This window comes from Herbaspirillum hiltneri N3, assembly GCF_001267925.1.
Lineage (GTDB): Bacteria > Pseudomonadota > Gammaproteobacteria > Burkholderiales > Burkholderiaceae_D > Herbaspirillum > Herbaspirillum hiltneri.
Map to the genome: position 1 here is coordinate 1,880,827 of NZ_CP011409.1, position 25,746 is coordinate 1,906,572.

Here is a 25,746-nt window from a genome sequence, read left to right on the forward strand (position 1 = left end):
CGCCCGGAAAATATAAAACTACATCGCGACGAGTTGCTATTTCTCGAACTCCAGCTACAGACTCCTATCCCTTTCCCTCGTTATTCTCTCTCGCGCCGAGCTGATAGTCGGCGCAGATTGCAGCAGGTTTGCCAAGCTAAAAAATCATCCCAAGGGAGGCACACCTTACCAACGAGGAGAACACAATGACATCCAGACGAACTCGGTATTCCATCATCATGACTGCCATGATGGCGTGTACCGGCCATGCCCATGCCCAATCCGCCGTCACCATGTATGGGCGAATCAATACCGGAATGGTGAACTACAGCGGCTATGGAGCCGGCCGGGGCGCGGTTACGCAGCAAAACAATTTGTCCAGCCGCCTGGGGTTCAAGGGGCGGGAAGATCTTGGCGACGGACTGAGTGCGCTCTTCGTGATCGAATCCGGCTTCAGTCCGGATACCGGCGCCGGCGCTCTCGGCAGCCGGGAAACCAGCATCGGCTTGCAAGGCCCGTTCGGCCGGGTCAAGTTCGGCTTCATGCTCACGGCGCTCGACGATCTGCATTCCATTGCCGGGCCGGGCTACCTGACCAATGTCACCAACGACAACCTCAACGGTTTCTGGGCCAACGGATTCAGCAACATGTTCCACAACAATAACGGCGTTGGTTCATCGACCGACAACTGCGCCAGTACGATTGCCGGCAATCACAATGCGTCAAACAAATTTTCTTTCGACAATCGCTATGGCAACTCCATTCGCTACGACACGCCCTCGATGGGCGGTTTCAGATTTGCGACGCATGCAGGACTGGCGGAAATCATGGGGTGCAATGCCTATGCCTGGTCAAATTCTTTGCAATACAAGGGCAACGACATACAGTTGGCGCTGGCATATAACCTGCACCACAATTTGCGCGGGAAAGGCCTGGACGACCACATCGTCATGCTGGCGGGCGGCTACAACATCGGCACCCAGGGCTATATCGGTGCGTATTACCAGACGCTGCGCTATGCAAATCCCGGCCAGAACGCTTTGACGCAAGATGGCTTCGGCCTGGTCGGGCGCCGTTACCTCGGCCCTCATACGATCGAACTGGGCTGGTATCACGCCGGCCAGGGCAAGGGAGACCAGACGCCGATCTATTCCGGCATCAGTATCGGCAACGGTTCGCAGTCCAATCTGCTGATTCTCGGCTATCGCTACGCAATGTCGAAGCGCACGGAGCTGTGGTCACAGCTTGCTCAGCTGCGCAATGGAAGCAAGGCACAGTACGATTTTGGGGGAACCGGACCTGTCCCCGGCGAGGCGCTGCAAGGACGCCACCTGCGTGCAATTGCTGCTGGAATAAAGCACGATTTCTGATGCCCGCTACAGCTGTCTGAATGACTTGCAGGCTGCACAAATGAGAACGGCGTCACCGCCATCAGCGTGACGCCGTTTTTTTATCCGGCATGCCAGATCGTGAACAGGTTTTCAGTGCGCCGCGTTCAGCGATCCCATCAGCCAGGTTTCCGCCAGATCGATCTGGTTGATCAGCGCGATGAAGGTCTCGTCGTTGATCTGCTGCTCGGCGCGCAGGTGATGGACTTCGCGGCGTTCGGCGCGGATGGCCTCGAGGCGCAGTTCACGTTCGAAATGCTTGAAGCGATTGGCGGTGCGGTGGGTTTCTTCGGTGCCGCTTTCGGCGTCCATGCGCATGCGGTAGGTCGCCAGCACGCGGCCGCTGACTTCCGTCAGCAGGGCGAGGTCCTCCTGGTCCATCCCGGCCCCCAGGTGTTCCTGCATGTCCTCGATGCTGCGCACCGCCGCTTCCGAGACGCGCAGGCGCGCCATGGTTTCTTCCGTGCGGCGACGCTCATTGTCGGCGTCAAGCTTCAGGCCGCGCAGCAACCACGGCAGCAGCAAGCTGCCGGCCAGCAGTGAACACACGATCACCCCCGTGGCCAGGAAGATCAGCAGGTCGCGCGCCGGGAAGGCATGGCCGTTCGGCATCAGCAGTGGAATCGACATCACGCCCGCCAGCGTGATCGCACCGCGCACGCCGGCCAGCGAAGTGATGCTGATCAGGCGCACATCGAAATAGCGCTGTCTGGCGCGCTGGCCGCGCACCGCATTGGAGAATCGGCGCAGGCGCAAGTTGAACCAGACCCAGACGAAACGCAGCGTGATCAGCGCTGCCGTGATCGCGACGATATACGCGAACAGATGCCACACCGGCACGTTGCCCGCCACCTGGGCGTCGAGATGCGCGAGGCTGACGATGCCCGGCAATTGCAGGCCCAGCAGGATGAAGGACATGCCGTTGAAGACGAATTCGAGCATGGTCAGCATGCTCTGGCTTTGCATGCGGGTGGCGGCCGACTCGGCGCCGGCGGTGTCGATGTAGGGCATCAGCATGCCGGCGGCGACCGCAGAGAGGATGCCGGACAGGCCGAAATGTTCGGCGAAGATGTAGGCGGAAAATGGAATCAGCAACAGCAGCACGACCTGGATGCCGGGCTCATCGCCGCTCCATTCGATGATCTTGCGGCGGATCAGGCCGAAGCCCCAGGCCACGATCAGGCCGACCGCGATGCCGCCGATGGCGATCAGCGTGAAGCTGATGCCGGCGTCGAGCAGCGAGAAGGTACCCGACAGCACCGCGATGATGGCGAACTTGAACGCCACCAGGCCGGACGCATCGTTCATGAGCGCTTCGCCTTCGAGCACGTGCTGCATGGTGGACGGCAACCGCCGCTTGCCGATGATGGACGACACCGCGACGGCATCGGTCGGCGACAGCACCGCCGCTAGCGCAAACGCCGACGGCAGCGCGATGGCCGGGATCATCCAGTGGATGAAGTAGCCGACTCCGACCACGGTGAACAGCACCAGGCCGAGCGCCAACGCCAGGATCGGCTGCGCCAGCCGGAAGAACTCGCGCTTGGGCATGCGCCAGCCGTCGGTAAACAGCAGCGGCGGAATGAATAGCAGCAGGAACAGTTCAGGGTCGAAGCTGATTCGCAGGCCGAACAGCGGCAGCGCCAGTACGGCGCCGAGGCCGATCTGGAACAGCGGCAGCGGAATCTTGAATGGGACAAGGCGCGCCACCACGCCGGAAACGGCGACGGCCAGCAGCAGGATCAGAACGGTAAAGACAATTTCCATCGGAGAGAAAGCAGAAGAATCGCACGGGGATTGAAGCGGAGATCTCGACCAAGTCAAGACCTGACAAGTTGCAAGTATAGAGCCTGAGCGGGTCCCGGCAGCAAAAACGGATCAGGCATAGAATCATTGCTCCCGGTGACATGGAGTGCATGCAATGAGCAAGAACGGCCATCAACTGCAACATCGCAAACTCGGCAACTCCGCCATCGAAGTCGCGCCGCTGGCGTTCGGCGGCAATGTGTTCGGCTGGACCGTCGACGAAGCGACCTCGTTTTCGCTGCTCGATAAGTTCGTCGACGCGGGCCTCAACCTGGTCGACACTGCCGATGTCTATTCACGCTGGGCCAACGGCAACAAGGGCGGTGAATCCGAAACCATCATCGGCAAATGGATCAGGCAAAGCGGCAAGCGCGACAAGCTGGTCATCGCCACCAAGGTCGGCATGGACATGGGCGATGGCAAGATCGGCCTGGCGCCGGCCTACATCAAGCGCGCGGTGGAAGATTCGCTGACGCGCCTGCAAACCGACTACATCGATCTCTACCAGTCGCACACCGACGACAAGAACACGCCGCAGGAAGAAACCCTGCATGCCTACGGCGAGCTGGTCCAGCAAGGCAAGGTGCGTCTGATCGGCGCGTCCAACTTCGGCGCCGATCGGCTGGAAGAGGCGCGCAAGCTCAGCCGCGCGCATGGTTATCCGCTGTATCAAACGCTGCAGCCGGAATACAACCTGTATTCGCGCACCGACTTTGAAAACAATCTTGAGCAGTACTGCCTCAGGGAAAAGATCGGCGTCATCAACTATTACTCGCTGGCCAGCGGTTTCCTCAGCGGCAAATACCGCTCCGACAAGGATCTCGGCAAAAGCACCCGCGGCGGCAAGACGCGAAGCTATCTGAATCCGCGCGGCTTGCGCATCCTCGGCGCGCTCGACGCTGTCGCAGCACGCTACGACAGCACGCCGGCGGCCGTGGCGCTGGCATGGCTGATCGCGCGTCCGAGCATCACTGCGCCGATCGCCAGCGCCACCTCGCTGCAGCAGATGGATGCGCTGATTGCAGCAACGCGCCTGTCGCTGGACGCCACCGCCATCGCCCAACTGGACCAGGCCAGCGCTCCTTGAGCCGAACCTTGTTGTCTGCAGTCCGCACGCCAGTGTCCGGAAGGGATTGTCTTTGTGGCAACAAGTGCCGGCAAACACACATGAAAAAGGTTTGACCATTGCGGAAAGTCCTCGCTTGACAGGTCACGGACCCGCACCTATTCTCTGCGTACCCAAAGGTCTTACCATACGTCCACGCACTGTGGGTATCCTTCGGCGACCAGACATATAACAGGCACCCCAAGCAGACTCCATGTCCTTCGATCCCATCGTCCAGAAATCCATTTCCGAGCAAGTCGCGCAACGCCTGCTCACCATGATCCGCAGCGGCCTGCTCAAGCCCGGCCAGCAATTGCCACCGGAGCGTGAACTGGCGGCCATGCTGGGCGTCGGGCGTCCGGCCGTGCGCGAAGCGATTCGCGGGCTGGCGCTGCTCGGCTTGCTGCGTATCCGCCAGGGCGAAGGCACCTTCGTCGGCAAGCTTGAAACACGTGAACTGCTCGAGCCGCTGGAAATGATCATCGACCTCAACGCCGGCACGCTGGAAGCGTTGTTCGACGCGCGCCTGATCATCGAAACCGGTGTCGCCGCGCTGGCCGCCACGCACATGGCTCAAGAAGAGATCGAGCGCCTGACGCGCAATGTCGACGATGAAGCCCGCCTGCTGAGCGACCCGGCCGCCTTCGCCGCCGCGGACGTGGAATTCCACGAAGCCATCATCGAAGCCTGCGACAATCCGTTCCTGCAAAGCATCGCCGGCAGCCTCTACATGCTCGGCAAGAAAAGCCGCACCATCACCTCGCGCATTCCGGCCACGCTGGAGCGCAGCCTGCAGGACCACCGCGACATTCTTACCGCATTGAAGGCGCGCGATCCGCAGCAGGCCTCCGAAGCCATGCGTACGCACCTCATCCGCGTACGCGACGCTTATCGCGGCGCGGCGCAGAACAAGGATGAATCGGTGCACGACTGACATGCGCCGTCATTGACGTTGATTTGATTTCAATTTGCTCAGAAAAATAAAAAACACCCCGGCCTTCAAAGAACGCCACATTGAAACGAGCCGGACCGTGATTTCCCCTTTGGTTCACGCCATGCTCACTTTCCCAGGAGAACAGCAATGCAAGATCTAGCAGGTAAGGTCGTCTTCATCAGCGGCGCCAGCACCGGTATCGGCGCTTCAGCCGCGCGCGCCTTTGGCGCCAAGGGTGCCCACGTCGTGGTCCATTACAACAAGTCGGCAGACGAGGCCGAAGCCGTCGCCGCCGACATCCGCAAGGGCGGCAGCAAGGCCATCACCATCGGCGCCGACGTGCGCGACAGCAAGGCCATCGACAAGGCCATTGCCAGCGCAGTCGAACAGCTCGGCCGCATTGACGTGCTGATCAACAACGCCGGCAGCCTGGTCAAGCGCGAAGCGCTGGAAAAGATCAGCGACGACCTGTTCGACGAAGTCGTGCAGATCAATGCACGTTCGGTGGTGGCGTTCACGCGCGCCGTGATCCCGGTCATGCGCAAGCAGGGTGGCGGCAACATCATCAACGTCACCTCGGTGGCGGCACGCCATGGCGGCGGCCCCGGCGCGCTGATTTATGCAGCGTCGAAAGGCTTCGTCAGCACCATCACGCGCGGCATGGCGAAGGAGCTGCAGCCGGACAATATCCGCGTCAACGCAGTCGCGCCGGGCGTGATCATGACGCCGTTCCAGGAACGCTTCACCACCCCGGAGCAGCTGGAATCCTTCCGCAAAACCATCCCGATGGGCCGCATCGGCGACCCGGCGGAATGCGACGGCGCCTTCCTGTACCTGGCTTCGGATGAATTGTCGGGGTATGTGACGGGGCAGATCATTGATGTGAATGGCGGGCAGTACATGCCGTGATGCCGGCTTAATAAAAGTCGGTCCGGGACACCACGCCGCCTTTAGCGAGAGCTCAAGGCGGCGTTGTTTTATCTACGGCAAGTTTCCGGAGAGTATTGGCATGAGGATTGCACTAGGTCTCGTGTCTGCATAAACCGGGATGTACATGTCCGCTCCTGCCGAAATAAAACCGATCAGCGCCATCGCTTCCGTCATGCGCAGTTCCAGCGACGCGACGCTGTTGCGCGACAAGCTGACGCTCCTTCTCGACTCCACCGGCGAAGGCATCTACGGCATCGACCTCGACGGCCGCTGCACCTTCATCAATCGTGCCGGCGCCGAGATGCTCGGGTATCCGATCGGACAGGTGCTGGGCAAGAACATGCATGAGCTGGTGCACCATAGTCATGAACACGGCGCACACTATCCGGAAGAAGAGTGTCCGATCCTGAAGGCTTTCCGCAAGGGGGAGTCGTGCCGGGTTGATCAGGAAGTATTCTGGCGCGCCGACGGTACGCACTTCGCCACTGAATACTCTTCCTATCAGATCATCGACGGCGGCCAGGTGCGCGGGGCGGTGATTACCTTCAGCGACATTTCCAAGCGGCGTCTGGCCGAAGAGCAGTTGCAGCGCGCCAAGGCGGAGCTGGAGCAGCGCGTGGCCGAGCGCACGCGCGAGCTGTCAGCTGCCCTGGTGCAGGTGCGCGAGCTGTCGGCGCATGCGCATTCGGTGCGCGAGGATGAGCGCACGCGCATCGCGCGCGAGATCCACGACGAGCTCGGCAGTCTGCTGGTGGCGCTCAAGCTGGACGTGAACTGGATGGCCGGCCGGGTCGCCGACCGCGAGCCGGTGGCGCGCAAGTGCGCCAGCATGAACCGGCTGATCGAGGCGGCAGTGGACAACGTCGGGCGCATCATCACCGATCTGCGGCCGAGCATTCTCGATCACCAGGGGCTGATCGCGGCGCTGGAGTGGCAGGTGCAGGAATTTTCCGAGGCGACCGAGTTGCCGTGCGACGTCGACTTCGACATCTCCGCGCAGGCGTTTGCGCCGCAAGGCACGTTGGCGACGGCGGCGTTTCGTATCTTCCAGGAAATGCTGAGCAACGTGGCACAGCATTCGCAAGCAACGCAGGCGAGGATCACCGTGCGCCTGACGCCGGATGCGTTGCTGATGGAAGTGGAAGACAACGGCGTCGGCGTGCCGCCGGCGGCGCTGGCCAATCCGAAGTCCTACGGCGTGATGGGCATGCGTGAACGGGCGCTGCACTTTGCTGGCGCATTGGATATCGAAAACGCCGTTGATGGTGCAGCGGGGGCGGCCGGCGCACCGGAAAGCGGCAACCCGGGCACGCGCGTGCGCCTGGTCTTGCCGCTGAGGAACGACGTTCACGCATGACAATCCGACAATCAACGGTCAGACGGCAACAAGGAAAACAATGATCCGTATCCTGCTCTGCGACGACCACCGCATCGTGCGCGAAGGCCTCAAGCAGATCCTCGCCGACACGCCCGACATCGAGGTGGCGGCAGAGTGCGCCGACGGACCGGAGGTGCTGCGCAAGGCGCGCGTGGAGGCGATCGACCTGGTCTTGCTGGACATCGCCATCCCGCTGCAGGACGGCCTCGACGTGCTGCGCCAGCTCAAGCAGGAGATGCCGCGCCTGCCGGTGCTGATGCTGTCGACTTATCCCGAGAAACAATATGCCGCGCGCTGCTATCGTCTCGGCGCGGCAGGTTACCTGAACAAGAGCGCCGACACCGAACAGCTGGTGGCCGCGATCCGCAAGGCAGCCGACGGCGGCGTGTACGTCAGTCCGCACATGGCGGAGACGCTGGCGGCCGAACTCAGCGCCTATTCCGCCAGCACCCAGCGCGCCGCACACGAGACGCTGTCGCATCGCGAATACCAGGTGTTCCAGCTGATCGCCGCCGGGCGCAGCGTCAAGGAAATCGCCGACCAGCTCACCCTGAGCCCCAACACGGTCAGCACCTACCGTAGCCGCATTTTGGAGAAGACCGGCGCCAGCAACGACGTCGGCATCGCCATGTACGCCGTGCGGCATCAATTGCTTCCCGCATGACCCGCATAGATTGCCGGTAAGTTGCCACCTTGACAGCGTCTTGTAGTCGTTCCACTACAAGACGTCGTGTGGCGATGACATCGCAAAGCACGCTGGCAAGCCCCTTGCACGTGATGGAGTAACAAGCAGCCGTTACTTCACTCATCCATCGGGGGAATCCATGCCAAAAGAAATCGACAGCACCATCTTCCACACCTACGACGCCGGGCGCGCAGGCAATACCTGCTCCTGCGGCAAGCACGCCAGCCAGACGGCGCACGACGACGCGCAGCAGCGCAAGGCAGATGCACAGGCGCAGATGCGTTCTCAGGATGCCGAGCAACTGAGCAACGACGTGGTGGAAGAATCGGTGATGCGCGCGTTGTTCCCGCAGGCGGAGCAACGGCGCGATTTCCTGCGGGCGGTCGGCATCAATACCGCGCGTGCCGCGATCGCCAGCATGTTCCCGCTGGGCGCCTTGCAGGCGATGGCGCAAGAGAAGAACGGTGCGATTGAAAAGAAGGACCTCAAGATCGGCTTCATCGCCATCACCTGCGCGGCGCCGCTGATCATGGCCGATCCGCTCGGCTTCTATCGCAAGCAGGGCCTGAACGTGTCGCTCAACAAGACCGCCGGCTGGGCGCTGATCCGCGACAAGATGATCAACAAGGAGCACGACGCCTCGCACTTCCTGTCGCCGATGCCGCTGGCGATGTCGATGGGCGTGGGCAGCAATCCGGTGCAGATGCGCGTTGCCACCATCCAGAACATCAACGGCCAGGCCATCACGCTCCATGTGAAGCACAAGGACAAGCGCGATCCCAGGCAATGGAAGGGTTTCAAATTCGCGGTGCCGTTCGAGTATTCGATGCACAATTTCCTGCTGCGCTATTACCTCGCCGAGCACGGTCTCGATCCGGACCGCGATGTCCAGATCCGCGTCACGCCGCCGCCCGAAATGGTGGCCAACCTGCGCGCCGGCAATATCGACGGCTTCCTCGGACCCGATCCGTTCAACCAGCGCGCGGTGTATGACGAAGTCGGCTTCATCCACATCCTGTCGAAGGAAATCTGGGATGGCCATCCGTGCTGCGCCTTCGGCATGTCGGAAGATTTCGTCAAGCAGAATCCCAACACCTTCGCGGCCCTGTTCCGCGCCGTGCTGACCGCCGCTGCGATGGCGCGCGATCCGGCCAACCGCTCGCTGGTGGCCAAGGTGATTTCTCCGGCGGCGTATCTGAATCAGCCCGAGACCGTGGTCGAGCAGGTGTTGACCGGCCGCTTTGCCGATGGTCTCGGCAACGTCAAGAACGTGCCGGGCCGGGCCGACTTCGATCCGGTGCCGTGGGATTCGATGGCGGTGTGGATCCTGAGCCAGATGAAGCGCTGGGGCTATGTGAAAGGAGAGGTCGATTACAAGGGCATCGCCGAGCGCGTGCTGTTGCTGACCGACGCCAAGAAATACATGAAGGAACTCGGCCAGCCGGTGCCGGACGGCGCATACCGCAAGTACAAGATCATGGGCAAGGAATTCGATCCGGCCAAGGCTGACGCCTACGTCAACAGCTTTCCCATCAAGAGGACCACCTGATGAAGCCGGCTTCGCAACTGGGTTGGCGCGCTGCGCTGATCTCGCTGGTAATCTTCGCTTGCCTGCTGCTGGTGTGGCATCTGGCGACGGCGCCGAAGGAGAGTGCGCGTCTCGACGCAGGCTCGGCTGCGTCTTCTTCGGCTGAAGACGAATATGCCAAGCTGATGGGCAAGAGCAGCAGTTCACCCGTCAAGGCCAGCGGGTTTCCCGGGCTGGCGCAGATGGGGGCAACCATGCGCAAGGAGCTGGCTAATCCGTTCTACGACAACGGTCCCAATGACAAGGGCATCGGTATCCAGCTTGGCTACTCGCTGGCGCGGGTCGGGGTGGGGTTTGCGATTGCGGCGCTGGTGGCGATTCCGCTGGGTTTCTTGCTCGGCATGTCGCCGCTGATGCAAAGGGCCTTGAACCCCTTCATCCAGATCCTCAAGCCGATCTCGCCGCTGGCGTGGATGCCGCTGGCCTTGTACACGATCAAGGATTCGTCGATCTCGGGGATCTTCGTGATCTTCATCTGCTCGGTGTGGCCGATGCTGATGAACACCGCGTTCGGCGTGGCGTCGGTACGGCGCGACTGGCTCAACGTCGCCAAGACGCTGGAAGTCACGCCGCTGCGCAAGGCTTTCCTGGTGATCCTGCCGGCGGCGGCGCCGACCATCCTGACCGGCATGCGCATTTCCATGGGGATTGCATGGCTGGTGATCGTGGCGGCCGAAATGCTGGTCGGCGGCACCGGCATCGGCTATTTCGTCTGGAATGAATGGAACAACCTGTCGCTGACCAGCGTGATCTTCGCGATCCTGGTGATCGGCGTGACGGGCATGGTGCTGGACCTGTTTTTTGCGCGGCTGCAAAAACTGGTGACTTACACGGAATAGGCGCAACGGGACCGATATATGGAAAAAGCATTTCTCACCGTCGAGAACCTCAGCAAGCGCTACACCGATGATGGTCTGCCGGTGTTCGACCAGGTCTCGTTCGGCATCGACAAGGGCGAGTTCGTCTGCATCATCGGCCATTCAGGCTGCGGCAAGACCACCATCCTGAATGTGCTGGCCGGCCTGGAAGCGCCGTCGGGCGGCGTGGTGATCATGGATCAGCGCGAGGTCAGAGGCCCGAGCCTGGACCGCGGCGTGGTGTTTCAGAGTCATGCGCTGATGCCGTGGTTCAGCGTGCTGGGCAACGTCGTGTTCGCGGTGCGTTCGCGCTGGCCGGACTGGCCGCGCGCCAAGGCCGAGGAGCATGCGCGCCGCTTCATCGAGATGGTCGGTCTCAAGGGGGCGGAGCACAAAAAGCCGTCCGAGCTGTCGGGCGGCATGAAGCAGCGCGTCGGTATTGCGCGGGCATTTTCCATCGAGCCCAAGATGCTGCTGATGGATGAGCCATTCGGTGCGCTCGATGCGTTGACGCGCGGAGTGGTGCAGGACGAGCTGCTGAAGATCTGCAGCGCCACGCGCCAGACCGTGTTCATGATCACGCACGACGTCGACGAGGCGATCCTGCTGGCCGACAAGATTTTCCTGATGTCCAACGGCCCGCGGGCGCGCATCGCGGAAGTGGTGGTCAACACCATGCCCAAGACGCGCACGCGCGAAAGCATGCACCACGATCCGCAGTTCTATCGCATCCGCAACCATCTGGTGGATTTCCTGGTGCATCGTTCGCGCCGCATACAGGAAGCCGGTGCGGAAGATGTCGTGACGCGCGTCGTGATGCCCGGGCTGGAGCAGGGCGCACCGGATGCGCTGGCCGATTTCCCGCAAGCAGCAGCTTGATTTTTCACGATCATTTTTTACATTCATCGCAAGGAGAACTTCATGGACCGCAATCTCGTTACCCAAAAAATCATCCAAGCCAAGGTCAGGAACAAGATGACCTGGTCCGCCATCGCCGAAAGCATCGGCCAGAGCAAGGAATGGACGACCGCCGCCATGCTCGGCCAGATGACCCTGACCGCCAGGCAGGCGGCCGTCACGCAGGAGCTGTTCGGCCTGAGCGACGAAGAAACCCTGTGGCTGCAGATCGTGCCGTACAAGGGCTCGCTGCCGACGCCGGTGCCGACCGATCCGCTGATCTACCGCTGGTACGAAATCGTCAGCGTCTACGGTTCGACCATCAAGGAGCTGATCCACGAAGAGTTCGGCGACGGCATCATGAGCGCGATCGACTTCAAGATGGATATCCAGCGCCAGGCCGATCCGGCCGGCGATCGCGTGAATGTGGTGCTGAGCGGAAAGTTCCTGCCTTACAAAACGTATTAAACCGATGGCGGGCGGTAAAATAAGCCGCATGGAAAAAACTACCGCCCCCCACAAGCATTCCGTCAGCGCCATGAAGGCGCGCTTCGTCGCCATTTCGTGGCGCGACCTGGCCGTCAGTTTCGGCCCCATGGTCCTGCTGATCGTCGTCGGCGTCTGGCTGGCGATCTGGCTGATCCATCCGGCGCCGCCGAAGACCATCACCATCGCGACCGGGCCGGAAAACAGCAATTTCTGGAACGTCGCCGAGAAATACAAGAAAATCCTCGCGCGCGACGGCGTGACGGTGAAGATCGTGGCCTCGGAAGGTTCGCTCGACAACCTGCGCAAGCTGACCGATCCCGACGGTGACGTCGATGTCGCCTTCGTGCAGGGCGGCATCGCCGACAGCGTCAATATCGAGAGCCTGGTGTCGCTGGGCAGCGTGGCGTATTCGCCGGTATCGGTGTTCTACCGCAACGACAAGGTGGTGTCGCGCCTGTCCGAGCTGACCGGCAAGAGCATCGCCATCGGTCTGCAGGGCAGCGGCTCGCGGGTACTGGCGCTGACCTTGCTGAAGGCAAGCGGAATCGAGCCGGGCGGGGCGACCAAACTGATCGACATGGGCGGCGACGAGGCGGCGGACGCGCTCGGCAAGGGCAAGATCGATGCCGCCTTCCTCATGGGCGAGTCGGCGGCGCCGGCCACCATGGGCAAGCTGCTGCGCACCAACGGCATCCGCTTGCTGGACTTCTCGCAAGCGTCGGCTTATACGCGCCGCTTCAGTTATCTCAATGAACTGACCCTGCCGCCGGGCGTGTTCGACTTCCGCCGGAATCTTCCGGACCATACGATCCGCCTGATCGCACCGACCGCCGAGCTGATCGCGCGCGACGACCTGCATCCGGCCTTGTCGGACCTGCTGATCGAAGCGGCGCGCGAAGTGCACGGCAAGGCCAGCGTGCTGCAAAAGGCGGGCGAGTTCCCGGCGCCGCTGGCGCATGAATATCCGATCAGCGACGATGCCGCACGCTATTACAAGTCGGGCAAGAGCTTCTTCTACCGCACGCTGCCGTTCTGGCTGGCGAGTCTGGTGGACCGCACGATGGTGGTCCTGCTGCCGATCATCCTGCTGCTGATTCCTGGCATCAAGCTGGTGCCGCTGCTGTACGGCTGGCGCATCCGTTCGCGCATCTATAAATGGTATGGCGTCCTGATCACGCTGGAGCGCGGCGTCACCACGCATACCAAGGAAGAGCAGGAGCAGATGCTGAGGCAGCTCGATGAGATCGAAACCTCGGTCAATCGGATGAAGATGCCGCTGGCCTTCGCTGACCAGTTCTACGTGCTGCGCGAACACATCGGGTTTGTGCGCAGCCGGCTTGAGAGCGGTACTTGAGCTGACTGGAGTGGATTTGTCTGGTTTGGCCCATTCCGGCCTGAACAAGGTAGAATGGGCTGAATTCGGATTGAAATCGAAAATTTTCCGAAATCACTCAAAAAACAACGAGATCAAAAACTACTGTTTATTTATACAGTAGTTGTGATACAGTGGAATCTCTTCAACCGAGATAGGAACCACTGCCATGACTCACTTGGATCTCACTTCAGGCGCTCGCTTTGGTCTGGAATCTTCTTCCCCTTCGTCTTTCAGCCTGCGTTTCGGCCGCCGCGAAATGTTCGTGTGCCGCGACTCGTATGTACGCCGCTACCGCGTCAATCCCGTGATCGAGTGCAGCGCCGGCCTGCAAGCCGGTCACCTGGAAATCCTGCTGTTCCGCCGCTGGCTGGTCGTGCTGTCCAAGGCGCGTGCCTGAACATGCTGATGTTGATACCGATGCAACAGCGTCTGGCGGCGCTGGCCGCGTGCGCGCCGTGTTGTGAATGCGAGCCGGTCGGCCGGTGTCGCATTGCCGGCAGCTTATCCGCCTTCATCAGTCGCCGTTTTTTCAGATTCTCAATCCTGACAAAAAGCTGAATTTAAAACAGGAATTATTCTCATTCATGCTATAGTCGGTCGTCTTTCCGGTTGCGCAAAGGCGCGTTGTCTTGTGTTTTTTGGACTTCGTGTACCTGCCGGGAAGCAGACTGATCAATCAGCATAAAAGGATAAGTTCATGTTTTTACGTACTTTTGTTGCAGGTGTGGTGCTGGCGGCAACGTCGGCGGGCGTGTCTGCTCAGGAAAAGGTGATCAACCTTTATTCCGCGCGCCACTATCAGACCGACGAGGCCCTGTACGGTAATTTCACCAAGGCCACCGGCATCAAGATCAACCGTGTCGACGCCGATGACGCCGGTATCCTGGCTCGTCTCAAAAGCGAAGGCGCCGCAAGCCCGGCTGATGTGATCCTGCTGGTCGACGCTGCCCGCCTGTGGCGCGGCGAGAACGACGGCCTGTTCCAACCGGTGAAATCCGGCGTGCTGGAAGCGCGCATTCCCGCCAACCTGCGCGGCAAGGATGACGGCCATGGGTCGCAATGGTTCGGTTTCTCGACACGCGCCCGCGTGATCGTCTACAACAAGCAAAACGTGAAGCCGGAAGACGTCGATACCTATGAGTCGCTGGCCGATCCCCGGAACAAGGGCAAGCTGTGCACCCGTTCCGGCGCACATCCTTACAACGTCTCGCTGTTCGGTGCGCTGTATGAGCACGTCGGCGAAGCCAAAACCGAAGCCATTCTGAAGGGCATGGTCGCCAACATGGCGCGCTCGCCGGTGGGCGGCGATACCGACCAGATCAAGGCGGTCGCTTCGGGTGAATGCGGTGTGGCGATTTCCAATTCCTATTATGTTGCGCGGCTGATGAAGTCGACCAAGCCGGAAGACATCGCCGTGGTCAGTAAATTCGGCGTGGTCTGGCCGAATCAGAAGACCTTTGGCGCACACGTCAACATCGCCGGCGCCGGCGTGGCGAAGAATGCGCCGCACAAGGCCGACGCCGTCAAGTTCCTGGAATACCTGGCCAGCGATGATGCCCAGCGTTATTTTGCCGAAGGCAACAACGAGTGGCCGGCAGTCAAAAGCGTGAAGACCGGCAACGCCGCGCTCGACACGCTGGGGCCGTTCAAGGCGGAAGTGATCGACGTTGCCGCGACAGGTCGCAATCAGCAGAAGGTGTTGCAGATGCTCGATCGCGTCGGCTACAAATGATGCGGGCGTAATCGCCTGTTTCTGCGGGCATGAAAAAAGCACCGGGCGCCATGGCCTCCGGTGCTTTTTAACGATGGGGAAGTGAAAAAGGGCGCTGTTCTGCGGGCAGGCGTCTGCTTCAACCGGCCGCGCGCGGAAACGCCACCACGTGATTCACATCAAGCCGGATGCCGATCGATTCGCCGATGGCGTGGTCGTGATGCGAAGGCACCAGCGACAGCAATTCCAGTCCGCCGTCGAGTTGCAGGGTATAGAGGAAGTCGGCGCCGCGGAAAGACTTGCGCACGATGCGCGCCTTTAACGGCGACAGGTCGTCGTGCACGATATCGTCGGAGCGCAGCAGTACGTCGAACGGCGCGCCGTGGGTTGCGCTGGATTGCAGAGTTTCCATGATGCGCGAAACGTCGTGCAGGCGGCCCAGCGGCGTTTCCATCGCCATGTCGCCGGCCGCGCCCACCAGCGCGCCGGGCACGAACATGCCATGGCCGATGAAGTCGGCGACGAAACGCGTAGCGGGGCGGTGGTACAGCGCATAGGGCTGGTCCCATTGTTCGAGACGGCTCTTCTGCATGACGCCGACCACGTCGCCGACGGCGAACGCTTCCATCTGGTCGTGCGTCACCATCAGCGCGGTGATGCCGGCTTGCTTGAGGATGCGGCGTACGTCTTCGGCGAGGCGTTCGCGCAATTCGACGTCGAGGCTGGAGAACGGCTCGTCCAGCAGCAACAGCCGCGGCTGCGGCGCCAGGGCGCGCGCCAGTGCAACGCGCTGCTGCTGGCCGCCGGACAACTGATGCGGGAATTTTCCCTGCATGCCGTCGAGGCCCACCAGTTCCAGCATGTCCTGCACGCGCCGGCGACGCTGCTGTTTGTTGCCATAGTTGCCGTAGTCACGATGATCGCCGTGCAGGCCGAAGCCGATGTTGGCTTCGATATCGAGATGGGGAAACAGCGCAAAGTCCTGGAACACCATGCCGATGCGGCGTTGCTCGGCGGCGATGCGTACGCCGGGGCCGTCCAGCAACTGGCCATCGAGCAGAATCCTGCCGGCATGCGCTTGTTCGAGTCCGGCGATGGCGCGCAACAAGGTGGTCTTGCCGCTGCCGGAAGGACCGATCAGCGCGCCCAGTTCGCCGGGCCGCAGCGCGAACGACACCGCCTGCACTGCCGGCGCAACGGCGCGTGGATAACTGATGCTGACCTGATCGACTTGCAGAAACATGGCGGTCCTTTTCGAGCTGCGATTTTGAGTGTCTTTTCATGCCGGGAAAAATCGGCGGAAGGCGATGCCTGCCGCTACAATGCGCACGCAGTATGATTTTTACCCGTTTTCAACAAGAACCTGTTCACGGCAAGAGGGTGAGCGGGCTCCACGCGAAGTGTAGCGCATCAACGCCGATGCGCAGCGCACGCCGGACCAGTTTTCATCGTGAATTTATGTATCTTATCGGCCTGATCGCCTTCCTGATTTCCCTGCCCATCCTCGGCATCGCCGGTGCATGGCTGCAGCTCGACGCGGCTGCCATCGATGCCTTGTGCCAGCAGATGCAGACGGTGTTGCCGGGCTACCTTGCGACCTCTGCATGGCTGGCCTTGTTTGTCACGCTGGGCGTGATCGTCGTCGGCGCCGCCACGGCGGCGACGATCGCCTTGTTCGAGTTTCGCGGCAAGCGTTTCTTTTCCTGGGCGCTGCTGCTGCCGATGGCGATGCCGGCTTATGTGTGCGCGTATGCGTACACCGATTTCCTCCAATATGGCGGCGTGCTGCAAAGCAGCCTGCGCGCGTTGTGGCCGGGGTTTCGCTTCGACGTGCGCAGCCTGGCGGGAGCGGTCTTCCTGTTCATTTTCACCTTGTATCCCTACGCCTACCTGCTGGCGCGCAATGCGCTCGGTGAGCGCGGCGTGCATCTGATGGAGGCCGCGCGTCTGCTCGGCACACCGTTGAGCGCACGCATCCGCCGCGTGGCCCTGCCGCTGGCGCGGCCTGCGCTGATGGCGGGTGCGGCGCTGGCCTTGATGGAGACATTGGCCGACTATGGCGTCAGCGCCTATTTCGGCTTGACCACGTTCACCACCGGCATCTACAAGGCCTGGATGGTGATGGATGACCGCATCGCTGCGGCCCAGTATGCGTCGCTGTTGCTGTTGTTCGTCGCGGTGCTGCTATGGCTGGAGCGGCGCGAACAGCAACGCATGCGTTTCGCCACGGTGCGCGGTCACCGCGGCGATGGCGCCGAAGCGCGCTTGCCGGTCTTGCTCGGTGCGCGCGAGGGGTTGGCGTGGCTGGTGTGTGCGGCGCCGGTGGTATTGGGCTTTGTGCTGCCGGTGCTGATCCTGTTGCAATTGATGTGGCGCGAGAGCGAGTTGTCGATGGCGACCAATTTCGCGCGTTACGCCGGCTGGACTTGGAACAGCTTCCGTTTCGGCGGCCTGGCTGCGGCGATGGCGGTGGTGCTGGCGCTGGCCTTGGGGTTTGCCCAGCGCACCGCCGGCTTGCCGCGCTTCCGATCGGCGCTGCTGCGTTTCGTTGCACGCCTGGCGTCCATGGGATATGCGCTTCCCGGTTCGGTGATTGCGGTCGGCATCCTGCTGCCGATGGCGTGGTTGCAGGCGGCGTTTCCGGGCAGCAGCGCAGGCGTCTGGCTGACGGCGACCGCGCTCGGCGTGATCTATGCGTATCTGGTACGCTTTACGGCCGTGGCGGTGCAGTCGGTGGAAGCCGGCTACACGCGCATTCCGCTGAGCATGGACGAAGCCGCACGCACCATGGGCGCTTCGCGCAGCCGCATCGTGTACAAGGTGCACATGCCCTTGCTGTGGCGTTCGTTGGCGACGGGGGCGTTGATGGTGTTCGTCGACGTGGTGAAAGAGTTGCCGGCGACGCTGCTGCTGCGTCCTTTCAACACCGATACGCTGGCCGTGATCGCCCACAATCTGGCGCGCGACGAACGTCTCGGCGAGGCGGCATTGCCGGCGCTGAGCATCGTGCTGGTCGGCCTGATCCCGGTAATGCTCGTCACGCGGGCCCTGAACAAACAATAGAGGAAACCATGAGCCAATATGATTACGACCTGTTCACCATCGGAGGCGGTTCCGGCGGCGTGCGCGCCAGCCGGTTCGCCTCGCAATATGGTGCGCGCGTGGCGATTGCGGAGAGCAAGGATCTGGGCGGCACCTGCGTCAACGTCGGCTGCATTCCGAAAAAACTGATGTCCTACGGTGCGCATTTCCATGAAGATTTCGCCGATGCCGCCGGCTTCGGCTGGACCGTGGGGGAGACCAGTTTCGACTGGGCGGCGCTGATCGCCGCCAAGGACAAGGAAATCGCGCGCCTCAACGGCATCTACCGCAAGATTCTCGACGGCGCCAAGGTCGACATCGTCGCGGGCTATGCGACGATAGAAGACGCCCACACTGTCAGCGTCAACGGCAAGCGCTACACCGCAGCGCACATCCTGGTCGCCACCGGCGGGCGGCCGTCGGTGCCGGAGATTCCGGGCAAGGAACTGGGCATCATGTCCGACGATTTCTTCCATCTGACCGCCTTGCCGAAACGCAGCGTGGTCCTGGGCGGCGGCTATATCGCGGTGGAACTGGCCTCGATCCTCAACGGTCTCGGCAGCGACGTCACGCTGGTGTATCGCGGCAAGCATCTGCTGCGCGGCATGGACAGCGAACTCGGCGTTTTCCTGGCTGAAGAAATGCGCAAGAAAGGCATGACCATCCTGTTTGAAAACAATATTGCAGCCATCGAATCAAGCGGCGGCGGCAAGCGCGTCAAGCTCAGCGACGGCCAGACCATCGATGCCGATTGCGTACTGTTCGCCACCGGCCGTCACGCCAACACTGCCGGCCTCGGGCTGGAGAGGGCCGGCGTCGGGCTGACCGACAAAGGCGCCGTCAAGGTCAATGATCAATTCGTCTCGGAGGCGCCCTCCGTCCACGCGATCGGCGACGTCATCGATCGCGTCGCACTGACGCCGGTGGCATTGGCGGAAGGCATGGTGGTGGCTGCGCGCCTGTTCAACAAAGGCGGCCGGGAAATGTCTTACGAGAATATCCCGACCGCGGTGTTCAGCCATCCGAACGTCGGCACGGTCGGCCTGAGCGAGGAAGACGCGCGCAAAAAGGTCGGTGAAGTGCGTATCTTCAAATCGGAATTCAAGGCGCTCAAGCATACGCTGAGCGGCAGTACGGAACGCACCTTCATGAAACTCGTGGTCGATGCGAAAAGCGATCGCGTGCTGGGAGTGCACATGGTCGGCGCCGATGCCGGCGAGATCGTCCAGGGCTTTGCGGTGGCCTTGCAATGCGGCGCCACCAAGGCCCAGTTCGACGCCACCATCGGCATCCACCCGACCTCGGCCGAGGAGTTCGTCACGATGCGTACGCCGGCGGCATGAGCATGGCGTAAGCTTGTCGCCGGAATTGTCGCCGGAGTGCTTTCCGGCGACATCGTCGCCGGTCTTGGAACCTGTCCTTAGCGCCAGAGCGCGTAGCCGATACGGAACTGCGGCGTCGATTTCTGGTTGTAGGTCAGCAGGCTCTCGCCATAGCCGTAGAAATAGCTCGCCATCAAATAGCCGGCCATGCCCGGAACCAACTTTGCCAACGGATAGGACAGCGTCGAATCGGCGCTGCCCGAGCTGTTGCGCGTGCCCTTGCGCAAGGTGGTCGAAAACTCCACGCCGTCCGGTTTGCCCACCGCCAGCTTGAGGTCCGCATGGCCACGGTACTGGCCGATGTCCGGATTATCGGAGCTCGGGCCGAGGTAGGTGTAGACCTTGGGGGAAATGCGCAACTGGTAATCGTTGAGATTGCCGAAGGTGAAGGTCGGTTCGACGAAGAAGGAGTTGATGCCGCGCGATTGCGCGCCGTCGCGGCCGTTCGACTCGTGCTCGAGGCCGGTAGAGACTGCCATGCGGCTCAGAATGCTGTTGTGGATACCGAGATCGGGCAGGTAGTAGAACAGGCTGGGCCGGTAACTGGTGTCGCGGAACGGCGCCGACGGACTTTGCAGGTCCCACAGCGAATATTGGGTGTAGCCGAAATACAGGTTGTCGATCAGGCCACGCGAACGCATGTCTTCCGGCTGGAAGATGCGGAACTTGAAGCTGAGCTGGAACTTGGCGTTGCGGTTGCCGCCGCTGTTGCCGACCGCGAAGTACATCGGCTCGTGGAACGACAGGCGCGGGATATTGATCAGGTCCAGCGCGGCCGGAGCGATGCCGATCGGGCTGGCGTCGGTGCCCGGCGTGATGACAGATGCCGACGGTGTCGCCGCACCGGCCAGCGCAATGCCTTCAGCCGACGGCACCGGCATCTTGCCGTCTTTCGGGCGGATCACCGCGACCAGCACCGGCGAGGCATCCACGCCCACGGTCTCGATGCGCACCACGCCGCGCAGGTAGTCGGGCAGGGTGGCGCTGTAGGAGATCTTGCGGAACTCGCCGCGCTTGAGGGTGAGTTCAGCGGGGGCGCCGGCTTCACGCTCCATGCGCAACTGCACCGGCGGCGTCATGTCGGCCGAGGCGGCCACCGCCAGGTTGTCCGGAATAGCGTACGTCTGGCTGTCGTGGTCGTCTTCGGTGACCAGCAAGGTCAGGGTGAACGGCTTGTTGCCGTCGACCAGCTTGGGCGGTTGCAGCAGCGAAATACCGGCGCTGGCGCCCTGCATGAGCGACAGCGCGCCGATGGCGGTGAGCGCCAGGATCAGGCGCTTGGGTGCAAACGGACGTTGAGTATGCGGCTGGCTGGGGAGGAGCATGAGGCCTGGATTTTTTACTGTTGTAGGCGATGAGCGCATTGTCGTATAGGTCGGTTTGTCAGTTTGTCGATGGTAGGGAGCGTGCATCAGCGTCCGTTGATATGAACAGGCTCTGGCGATATGGATTGGTTTCCACGCGTAAAGTTGCTTCGATCCGACGTTTCATACACTTAAGAATGTAAAGCGCCCTGATTTCAGACTTCGTCAGACTTCGATATCTCTTTTTGCGGGATAATGGGCTAAATACCTAAATAATGTTGATTATTAGTTCCATATTTCCTCATCATGTTATCCGCTTCCTACGATAGTTTACTTGTTGTTGTGTCACTGCTGGTGGCGGTGCTCGCCTCCTATACTGCTTTGGACATGACCGAGCGGATCAATGCGACCCAGGAATATGCAGGTCGCTCCTGGTTGTTCGGCGGTGCTGTGGCGATGGGTATCGGCATCTGGTCGATGCATTTCGTCGGCATGCTCGCATTCCGCCTGCCCATCGATCTGGGCTATGACCCGTGGATTACCTTCCTGTCGCTGCTGATCGCGATCGGCGTCTCGGGCTTTGCGCTATGGATCGTCAGCCGTCCCGAGCTGCCGCTGCGCCGCCTGCTCAACAGTGCGCTGGTCATGGGCGTGGGCATCGCCTCGATGCACTACGCCGGCATGGCCGCCATGCTGATGACGCCGGGTATTCACTACGATCCTCTGCTCTTCGTTGCTTCCATCGCCATTGCCGTCGGCGCTTCAGGCGCGGCCTTGTGGATCGCGTTCCGCCTGCGCCGCAATACGCCGTACGTCAAATTGGCCCGCGCAGGCGCTGCGGTGGTGATGGGCGTGGCCATCGTCGGCATGCATTACACCGGCATGGCGGCGGCGAATTTCCCGGAGGGCAGTCTCTGCCTGGCCGTGCGCGACGGCGTCAGCCCGGGCTGGCTGGCGATCCTGATCATCGTCGTCACGTTGGCGGTGCTGACGATCGCCTTGCTGACTTCGCTGCTGGATGCGCGGCTGGAGTCGCGCACCGCCAAGCTGGCGCGTTCGCTGGCCGAAGCCAATGAAGAACTCACGCAACTGGTCTTGCACGACAACCTGACCAAGCTGCCCAACCGCACGTTGCTGGATGACCGCCTCAATCAGGCCATCAACAAGGCGGCGCGCGAGCAGGGGCATTTCGCACTGATGTTTTGCGACCTTGATGGTTTCAAGGCGATCAACGATTCGCTCGGTCATCATGTCGGCGACCTGATGCTGGTGGAGGTGGCGCAACGCGTCCACTCGATCATGCGCTCGCAGGATACGGTGGCCCGGCTGGGCGGCGACGAATTCGTGATGCTGGTGGATCTGAAGGATCCGGACGATGCGGTGACGGTCGCGGACAAGCTGGTCAAGATCATCAACCAGCCCTTCCATATCGAAAAGCACGAGCTGCGCGTCTCGGCCAGCATCGGCATCGCGATCTATCCGGAGGACGGCAGCAGCCGCCACGACCTGGTGATCAACGCCGACGCCGCCATGTACCACACCAAGCGCAGCGGTCGCAACGGCTACCATTTCTTTGAAGCGTCGATGAACGTCAATGCGCACAACCAGTTGCAATGGCTGCAAGACCTGCGCCTGGCGCTGGAGCGCAACGAATTCCTCCTGCATTATCAGCCCAAGTACAATTCGCCGAACGGCCCGGTGCTGGGCGCCGAAGCCTTGCTGCGCTGGCAGCATCCGGTGCATGGACTGGTGGGGCCGGATGAGTTCATCGGCTTGGCCGAACGTTCCGGGTTGATTGTGCCGATCGGCGCATGGGTGCTCGATGAAGCTTGCCGCCAGATGAAGACCTGGTACGACATCGGCCACGAAGACTGGAAGATTGCGGTCAACCTGTCGGCGCTGCAGTTTGCCCAAATCGACCTGATCGATCTGGTGAAAGAGACGCTGGCGCGCCATGATCTGCCGGCGCGCTGCCTGACGCTGGAAGTCACCGAGTCCACCGCGATGCACGATGCCGAGAGCAGTCTCAAGACGCTGCAGCAGATCGCCGATCTCGGGGTGGATATTTCGATCGACGATTTCGGCACCGGCTATTCAAGCCTGCTCTATTTGAAGCGCCTGCCAGCCAACGAGCTCAAGATTGATCGCGGCTTCGTGCGCGACCTCAGCGACGGCAATGATGACGCGGCCATCATCTCGGCCATCGTGGCGCTGGGCCGCACGCTCAATTTGCGCATCGTCGCGGAAGGCGTGGAAACCACCAAGCAGCAGACCTTCCTGACTTCGGTCGGTTGCGACGCGTTGCAGGGTTACCTCATGGGCCGGCCGATGCCGCCGGACAAATTCATCGAGGCGACTTCCAACCTGGTGAAGAACACCGCGCATACGTCCTGATTTTTTCCTGACTTCCTTCAACCTCGCCGATGGATCGATTTCCGGCGAGGTCTTTCCCTCCGGCAAAAATCGTCGCCCAGCCGGCGATCGCCGCCGTGTTGTCGAGCGTCAACGCAAGCCCCGCAAGCACTGAACAGACACGACAGTCACACGCTGTTCCACGCATTCAAGCCTTTCGTCCCGGAGCATTATGGAGAGTATGTGGCCGCCTGAGCCATGACTACATATCAACATTTGCCTGACCAGAATGGCAGGGGGACAACATGAACGTGATTGGAAACATGAAGATCGGCAAGCGTCTCGGACTGGGCTTCGCCATCATCTTGGCGCTCTCCGTCCTGATTGCCGTGATCGGCGTCTGGCGTTTGCAAAGTGTGGCCAGGGCGACGCAAGCCATGATGGACGTGCCGCTGGCCAAGGAACGCATGATCGGCGACTGGTATCGGCACACCTATGCCGGCATTCGCCGCACCATTGCCGTAGCCAAGAGTTCCGATCCCAGCCTGTCGGCTTTCTTCAAGCCGGAGACCGACGAAGCCACGCGTATTTCCGGCGATCTGCAAAAGAAGATTGCCGAACTGATCGCCAGCGATGAAGAAAAGAAGTTGTACGACAAAATCATGGCGCTGCGCAAAGTCTATCTGTCGTCCCGCGACATTATCTATAAAGCCAAGAACGAGCCCGGCGCCGACCCGGCCATGATCGCCGCTGCGCTGGAAAAGGACTTTTTGCCGGCAGCGAAGAACTATTCGACGGAAGTGGAAAACCTGCTTGCGCTGCAACGCAAGACCATCGATCAACTCAATGAGCATGTGGCGGAAATCGCTACGCAAAGCGCCAACCTGCTGATCGTGCTGGAAGTGCTGGCGCTGGCGCTGGGCATCACCTGCGCCTGGTATCTGACGACCGGCATCACGCGGCCGCTGAACACGGCCGTCGGCATCTCACGCCGTGTCGCGGAAGGCGACCTGTCGGTGGAGATCGCGGTGACAACCAAGGATGAAGCCGGCCAGTTGCTGCAAGCGCTCAAGGACATGAACATCAGCCTGCGCAATATCGTGGGCAACGTGCGTACCGGTACCGACACCATCGCCACGGCATCCAGCCAGATCGCCAGCGGCAATCTTGATTTGTCGAATCGCACCGAGCAGCAGGCCGGCTCGCTGGAAGAGACCGCGTCGGCGATGGAGCAGCTGACCTCGACCGTCAAGCAGAACGCCGACAACGCACGCCAGGCCAACCAGCTGGCGGTTTCGGCATCGGAAGTAGCGATCCAGGGCGGCAGCGTGGTGGGGCAGGTGATCAATACGATGAGCGCCATCAACGATTCGTCCAAGAAGATCGTCGACATCATCAGCGTGATCGACGGCATCGCTTTCCAGACCAATATCCTGGCCTTGAATGCGGCGGTGGAAGCGGCGCGCGCCGGCGAACAAGGGCGCGGTTTTGCTGTGGTGGCGTCCGAAGTGCGCAGCCTGGCACAACGCTCTTCCGCTGCGGCGAAAGAAATCAAGACGCTGATCGATGATTCCGTCTCCAAGGTCGACGTCGGCAGCAAGCTGGTGGGCCAGGCCGGATCGACCATGGAAGAAGTCGTCTCCAGCGTCAAGCGCGTCACCGATATCGTCGGCGAAATCAGTTCGGCCAGCCAGGAGCAAAGCACCGGCATCGAAGAGGTCAATCGCGCGATCGCACAAATGGATGAAAGCACGCAGCAGAATGCCGCGCTGGTCGAGGAAGCTGCCGCTGCCGCGCAATCACTGCAGGAACAAGCCGGCAAGCTGGCGGAACTGGTCAGCGTATTCAATATCGGCAATACCGCAGGCCTGTCAGCGCCTGCAGCAAAGACTTTGCGACGCACGGTTGATATCAATCCGGCGCCGCGTCTGGGGTAATCGGGGGTGGGGAGCAGCCGTCGCCTTTACCGGCGACGGCTTTTTTTTGCGCTGAATATTCTCAAGGCCTGGTTCAGGCCGTGCACTCGGCACGGTAGTTCTCCGTCGCGCGCTGGCTCTTGCGCCGGGCTTTTTCGATGGTCTTGACCGGCGCATTGCGCAGATCGTCTTCCGCCCAGGCTTTGCGTTGCGCTAGTTGGGCGCATTTCCTTTTCTGCTTTTCGGCGACCAGTCTGGCGCGCGCATCTTCGCGCTCCTGTTTTTCGCGTTGCCGGCTCAGCCGCTTGTCCTCGGCGGCACGGCTTTTGTCGAGGCGTTGCTGGACGGCCTTGTCTTTGGCGGCGGCCACCGGCGCCGGGCTCTTTACGCCGCGCGCGTCCTCGAGGGCGACGCTCTTGCCGTTGGCGCAGGCGGCGTCGCTGTACGTGACCTGGCCGTCGCCTTCGCATTTATAGATCGCCCAGGCGGGCATGGTGGACAGCAGCAAGGGCAATGCAAGCAAGGGCAGACGGGAAAATGGCATAGGCGAAACTCCTGGCGGTGGAGACGGAATTTTTCGGGATTTTTC

21 protein-coding genes are annotated in these 25,746 nt (G+C 61.5%); 17 read left to right on the forward strand and 4 right to left on the reverse strand.

The annotated features are described in order from the left end of the window. Positions 1 to 185 precede the first annotated feature (185 nt). Positions 186 to 1,349: a porin gene (locus F506_RS08460; RefSeq protein ID WP_083457692.1), complete on the forward strand. Its 1,164-nt coding sequence runs from the start codon at positions 186 to 188 to the stop codon at positions 1,347 to 1,349. A gap of 111 nt (positions 1,350 to 1,460) precedes the next feature. Here the strand turns inward: F506_RS08460 and F506_RS08465 are convergent, their stop codons facing one another. After that, positions 1,461 to 3,134 carry a Na+/H+ antiporter gene (locus F506_RS08465; protein WP_053196573.1) on the reverse strand — a complete coding sequence of 558 codons (1,674 nt, stop codon included), beginning with the start codon at positions 3,132 to 3,134 and terminating at the stop codon, positions 1,461 to 1,463. Between the two features lie 154 nt (positions 3,135 to 3,288). On the opposite strand from F506_RS08465, the gene F506_RS08470 reads away from it, so the two are divergent. The 12 genes from F506_RS08470 (at position 3,289) to F506_RS08525 (ending at position 15,143) form a co-directional block, all read left to right on the forward strand. Next, positions 3,289 to 4,260, forward strand: a complete 972-nt coding sequence (locus F506_RS08470) for an aldo/keto reductase (protein WP_144424019.1) — start codon at positions 3,289 to 3,291, stop codon at positions 4,258 to 4,260. 232 nt (positions 4,261 to 4,492) lie between these two features. After that, positions 4,493 to 5,212 (forward strand): FadR/GntR family transcriptional regulator, encoded by a 720-nt coding sequence (locus tag F506_RS08475; RefSeq protein WP_053196575.1) that lies wholly within the window; start codon positions 4,493 to 4,495, stop codon positions 5,210 to 5,212. Between the two features lie 147 nt (positions 5,213 to 5,359). Further along, entirely contained in the window at positions 5,360 to 6,121 is a 762-nt protein-coding gene (locus F506_RS08480; RefSeq protein ID WP_053196578.1) for an SDR family NAD(P)-dependent oxidoreductase, read from the forward strand. A gap of 193 nt (positions 6,122 to 6,314) precedes the next feature. Beyond that, positions 6,315 to 7,499, forward strand: a complete 1,185-nt coding sequence (locus tag F506_RS08485; protein ID WP_407638239.1) for a sensor histidine kinase — start codon at positions 6,315 to 6,317, stop codon at positions 7,497 to 7,499. 40 nt (positions 7,500 to 7,539) lie between these two features. Beyond that, complete coding sequence (locus tag F506_RS08490) at positions 7,540 to 8,184, forward strand: response regulator (RefSeq protein ID WP_053196582.1); 645 nt, start codon at positions 7,540 to 7,542, stop codon at positions 8,182 to 8,184. Positions 8,185 to 8,344: 160 nt separating this feature from the next. Continuing rightward, the gene (locus F506_RS08495) at positions 8,345 to 9,754 is read left to right on the forward strand and encodes a CmpA/NrtA family ABC transporter substrate-binding protein (RefSeq protein ID WP_053196583.1); all 1,410 of its coding nucleotides are present in this window, start codon (positions 8,345 to 8,347) and stop codon (positions 9,752 to 9,754) included. Continuing rightward, entirely contained in the window at positions 9,754 to 10,632 is an 879-nt protein-coding gene (gene ntrB / locus F506_RS08500) for a nitrate ABC transporter permease (protein WP_053196585.1), read from the forward strand. Before F506_RS08495 ends, ntrB begins: the two co-directional genes overlap by 1 nt. 18 nt (positions 10,633 to 10,650) lie before the next feature. Next, complete coding sequence (locus tag F506_RS08505; RefSeq protein ID WP_053196587.1) at positions 10,651 to 11,529, forward strand: ABC transporter ATP-binding protein; 879 nt, start codon at positions 10,651 to 10,653, stop codon at positions 11,527 to 11,529. A gap of 42 nt (positions 11,530 to 11,571) precedes the next feature. Beyond that, a complete protein-coding gene (gene cynS / locus F506_RS08510) occupies positions 11,572 to 12,015 on the forward strand; it encodes a cyanase (RefSeq protein ID WP_053196589.1) in 444 nt (147 codons plus the stop codon). 28 nt (positions 12,016 to 12,043) lie between these two features. After that, the gene (locus F506_RS08515) at positions 12,044 to 13,390 is read left to right on the forward strand and encodes a TAXI family TRAP transporter solute-binding subunit (protein WP_053201401.1); all 1,347 of its coding nucleotides are present in this window, start codon (positions 12,044 to 12,046) and stop codon (positions 13,388 to 13,390) included. Between the two features lie 187 nt (positions 13,391 to 13,577). Further along, a complete protein-coding gene (locus tag F506_RS08520) occupies positions 13,578 to 13,808 on the forward strand; it encodes a hypothetical protein (protein WP_016833422.1) in 231 nt (76 codons plus the stop codon). A 300-nt stretch (positions 13,809 to 14,108) separates the two neighbouring features. Next, positions 14,109 to 15,143 carry a Fe(3+) ABC transporter substrate-binding protein gene (locus tag F506_RS08525; RefSeq protein ID WP_053196591.1) on the forward strand — a complete coding sequence of 345 codons (1,035 nt, stop codon included), beginning with the start codon at positions 14,109 to 14,111 and terminating at the stop codon, positions 15,141 to 15,143. A 118-nt stretch (positions 15,144 to 15,261) separates the two neighbouring features. On the opposite strand, the gene F506_RS08530 is transcribed toward F506_RS08525, so the two are convergent. After that, positions 15,262 to 16,365: an ABC transporter ATP-binding protein gene (locus tag F506_RS08530; RefSeq protein ID WP_053196593.1), complete on the reverse strand. Its 1,104-nt coding sequence runs from the start codon at positions 16,363 to 16,365 to the stop codon at positions 15,262 to 15,264. Positions 16,366 to 16,580: 215 nt separating this feature from the next. Between F506_RS08530 and F506_RS08535 the strand changes: the two genes are divergently transcribed. Then, positions 16,581 to 18,185: an ABC transporter permease gene (locus F506_RS08535; protein WP_053196595.1), complete on the forward strand. Its 1,605-nt coding sequence runs from the start codon at positions 16,581 to 16,583 to the stop codon at positions 18,183 to 18,185. 8 nt (positions 18,186 to 18,193) lie between these two features. After that, positions 18,194 to 19,546, forward strand: a complete 1,353-nt coding sequence (gene gorA, locus F506_RS08540; RefSeq protein ID WP_053196597.1) for a glutathione-disulfide reductase — start codon at positions 18,194 to 18,196, stop codon at positions 19,544 to 19,546. 77 nt (positions 19,547 to 19,623) lie between these two features. Here the strand turns inward: gorA and F506_RS08545 are convergent, their stop codons facing one another. Continuing rightward, complete coding sequence (locus F506_RS08545; protein ID WP_053196599.1) at positions 19,624 to 20,910, reverse strand: phospholipase A; 1,287 nt, start codon at positions 20,908 to 20,910, stop codon at positions 19,624 to 19,626. 285 nt (positions 20,911 to 21,195) lie between these two features. On the opposite strand from F506_RS08545, the gene F506_RS08550 reads away from it, so the two are divergent. Continuing rightward, positions 21,196 to 23,283 carry a putative bifunctional diguanylate cyclase/phosphodiesterase gene (locus tag F506_RS08550; RefSeq protein WP_053196601.1) on the forward strand — a complete coding sequence of 696 codons (2,088 nt, stop codon included), beginning with the start codon at positions 21,196 to 21,198 and terminating at the stop codon, positions 23,281 to 23,283. Between the two features lie 263 nt (positions 23,284 to 23,546). Beyond that, positions 23,547 to 25,178: a methyl-accepting chemotaxis protein gene (locus tag F506_RS08555; protein WP_053196603.1), complete on the forward strand. Its 1,632-nt coding sequence runs from the start codon at positions 23,547 to 23,549 to the stop codon at positions 25,176 to 25,178. Positions 25,179 to 25,251: 73 nt separating this feature from the next. Here F506_RS08555 and F506_RS08560 read toward each other — a convergent pair whose 3' ends face one another. After that, positions 25,252 to 25,701 (reverse strand): DUF4124 domain-containing protein, encoded by a 450-nt coding sequence (locus F506_RS08560; RefSeq protein ID WP_053196605.1) that lies wholly within the window; start codon positions 25,699 to 25,701, stop codon positions 25,252 to 25,254. Between the last annotated feature and the right edge of the window lie 45 nt (positions 25,702 to 25,746).

Excerpts from the sequence above, each read along its gene's own strand:
- F506_RS08460 (WP_083457692.1), top strand. The coding sequence starts at position 186 with ATGACATCCAGACGAACTCGGTATTCCATCATCATGACTGCCATGATG.
- F506_RS08465 (WP_053196573.1), bottom strand. The coding sequence starts at position 3,134 with ATGGAAATTGTCTTTACCGTTCTGATCCTGCTGCTGGCCGTCGCCGTT.
- F506_RS08470 (WP_144424019.1), top strand. The coding sequence starts at position 3,289 with ATGAGCAAGAACGGCCATCAACTGCAACATCGCAAACTCGGCAACTCC.
- F506_RS08475 (WP_053196575.1), top strand. The coding sequence starts at position 4,493 with ATGTCCTTCGATCCCATCGTCCAGAAATCCATTTCCGAGCAAGTCGCG.
- F506_RS08480 (WP_053196578.1), top strand. The coding sequence starts at position 5,360 with ATGCAAGATCTAGCAGGTAAGGTCGTCTTCATCAGCGGCGCCAGCACC.
- F506_RS08485 (WP_407638239.1), top strand. The coding sequence starts at position 6,315 with ATGCGCAGTTCCAGCGACGCGACGCTGTTGCGCGACAAGCTGACGCTC.
- F506_RS08490 (WP_053196582.1), top strand. The coding sequence starts at position 7,540 with ATGATCCGTATCCTGCTCTGCGACGACCACCGCATCGTGCGCGAAGGC.
- F506_RS08495 (WP_053196583.1), top strand. The coding sequence starts at position 8,345 with ATGCCAAAAGAAATCGACAGCACCATCTTCCACACCTACGACGCCGGG.
- ntrB (WP_053196585.1), top strand. The coding sequence starts at position 9,754 with ATGAAGCCGGCTTCGCAACTGGGTTGGCGCGCTGCGCTGATCTCGCTG.
- F506_RS08505 (WP_053196587.1), top strand. The coding sequence starts at position 10,651 with ATGGAAAAAGCATTTCTCACCGTCGAGAACCTCAGCAAGCGCTACACC.
- cynS (WP_053196589.1), top strand. The coding sequence starts at position 11,572 with ATGGACCGCAATCTCGTTACCCAAAAAATCATCCAAGCCAAGGTCAGG.
- F506_RS08515 (WP_053201401.1), top strand. The coding sequence starts at position 12,044 with ATGGAAAAAACTACCGCCCCCCACAAGCATTCCGTCAGCGCCATGAAG.
- F506_RS08520 (WP_016833422.1), top strand. The coding sequence starts at position 13,578 with ATGACTCACTTGGATCTCACTTCAGGCGCTCGCTTTGGTCTGGAATCT.
- F506_RS08525 (WP_053196591.1), top strand. The coding sequence starts at position 14,109 with ATGTTTTTACGTACTTTTGTTGCAGGTGTGGTGCTGGCGGCAACGTCG.
- F506_RS08530 (WP_053196593.1), bottom strand. The coding sequence starts at position 16,365 with ATGTTTCTGCAAGTCGATCAGGTCAGCATCAGTTATCCACGCGCCGTT.
- F506_RS08535 (WP_053196595.1), top strand. The coding sequence starts at position 16,581 with ATGTATCTTATCGGCCTGATCGCCTTCCTGATTTCCCTGCCCATCCTC.
- gorA (WP_053196597.1), top strand. The coding sequence starts at position 18,194 with ATGAGCCAATATGATTACGACCTGTTCACCATCGGAGGCGGTTCCGGC.
- F506_RS08545 (WP_053196599.1), bottom strand. The coding sequence starts at position 20,910 with ATGCTCCTCCCCAGCCAGCCGCATACTCAACGTCCGTTTGCACCCAAG.
- F506_RS08550 (WP_053196601.1), top strand. The coding sequence starts at position 21,196 with ATGTTATCCGCTTCCTACGATAGTTTACTTGTTGTTGTGTCACTGCTG.
- F506_RS08555 (WP_053196603.1), top strand. The coding sequence starts at position 23,547 with ATGAACGTGATTGGAAACATGAAGATCGGCAAGCGTCTCGGACTGGGC.
- F506_RS08560 (WP_053196605.1), bottom strand. The coding sequence starts at position 25,701 with ATGCCATTTTCCCGTCTGCCCTTGCTTGCATTGCCCTTGCTGCTGTCC.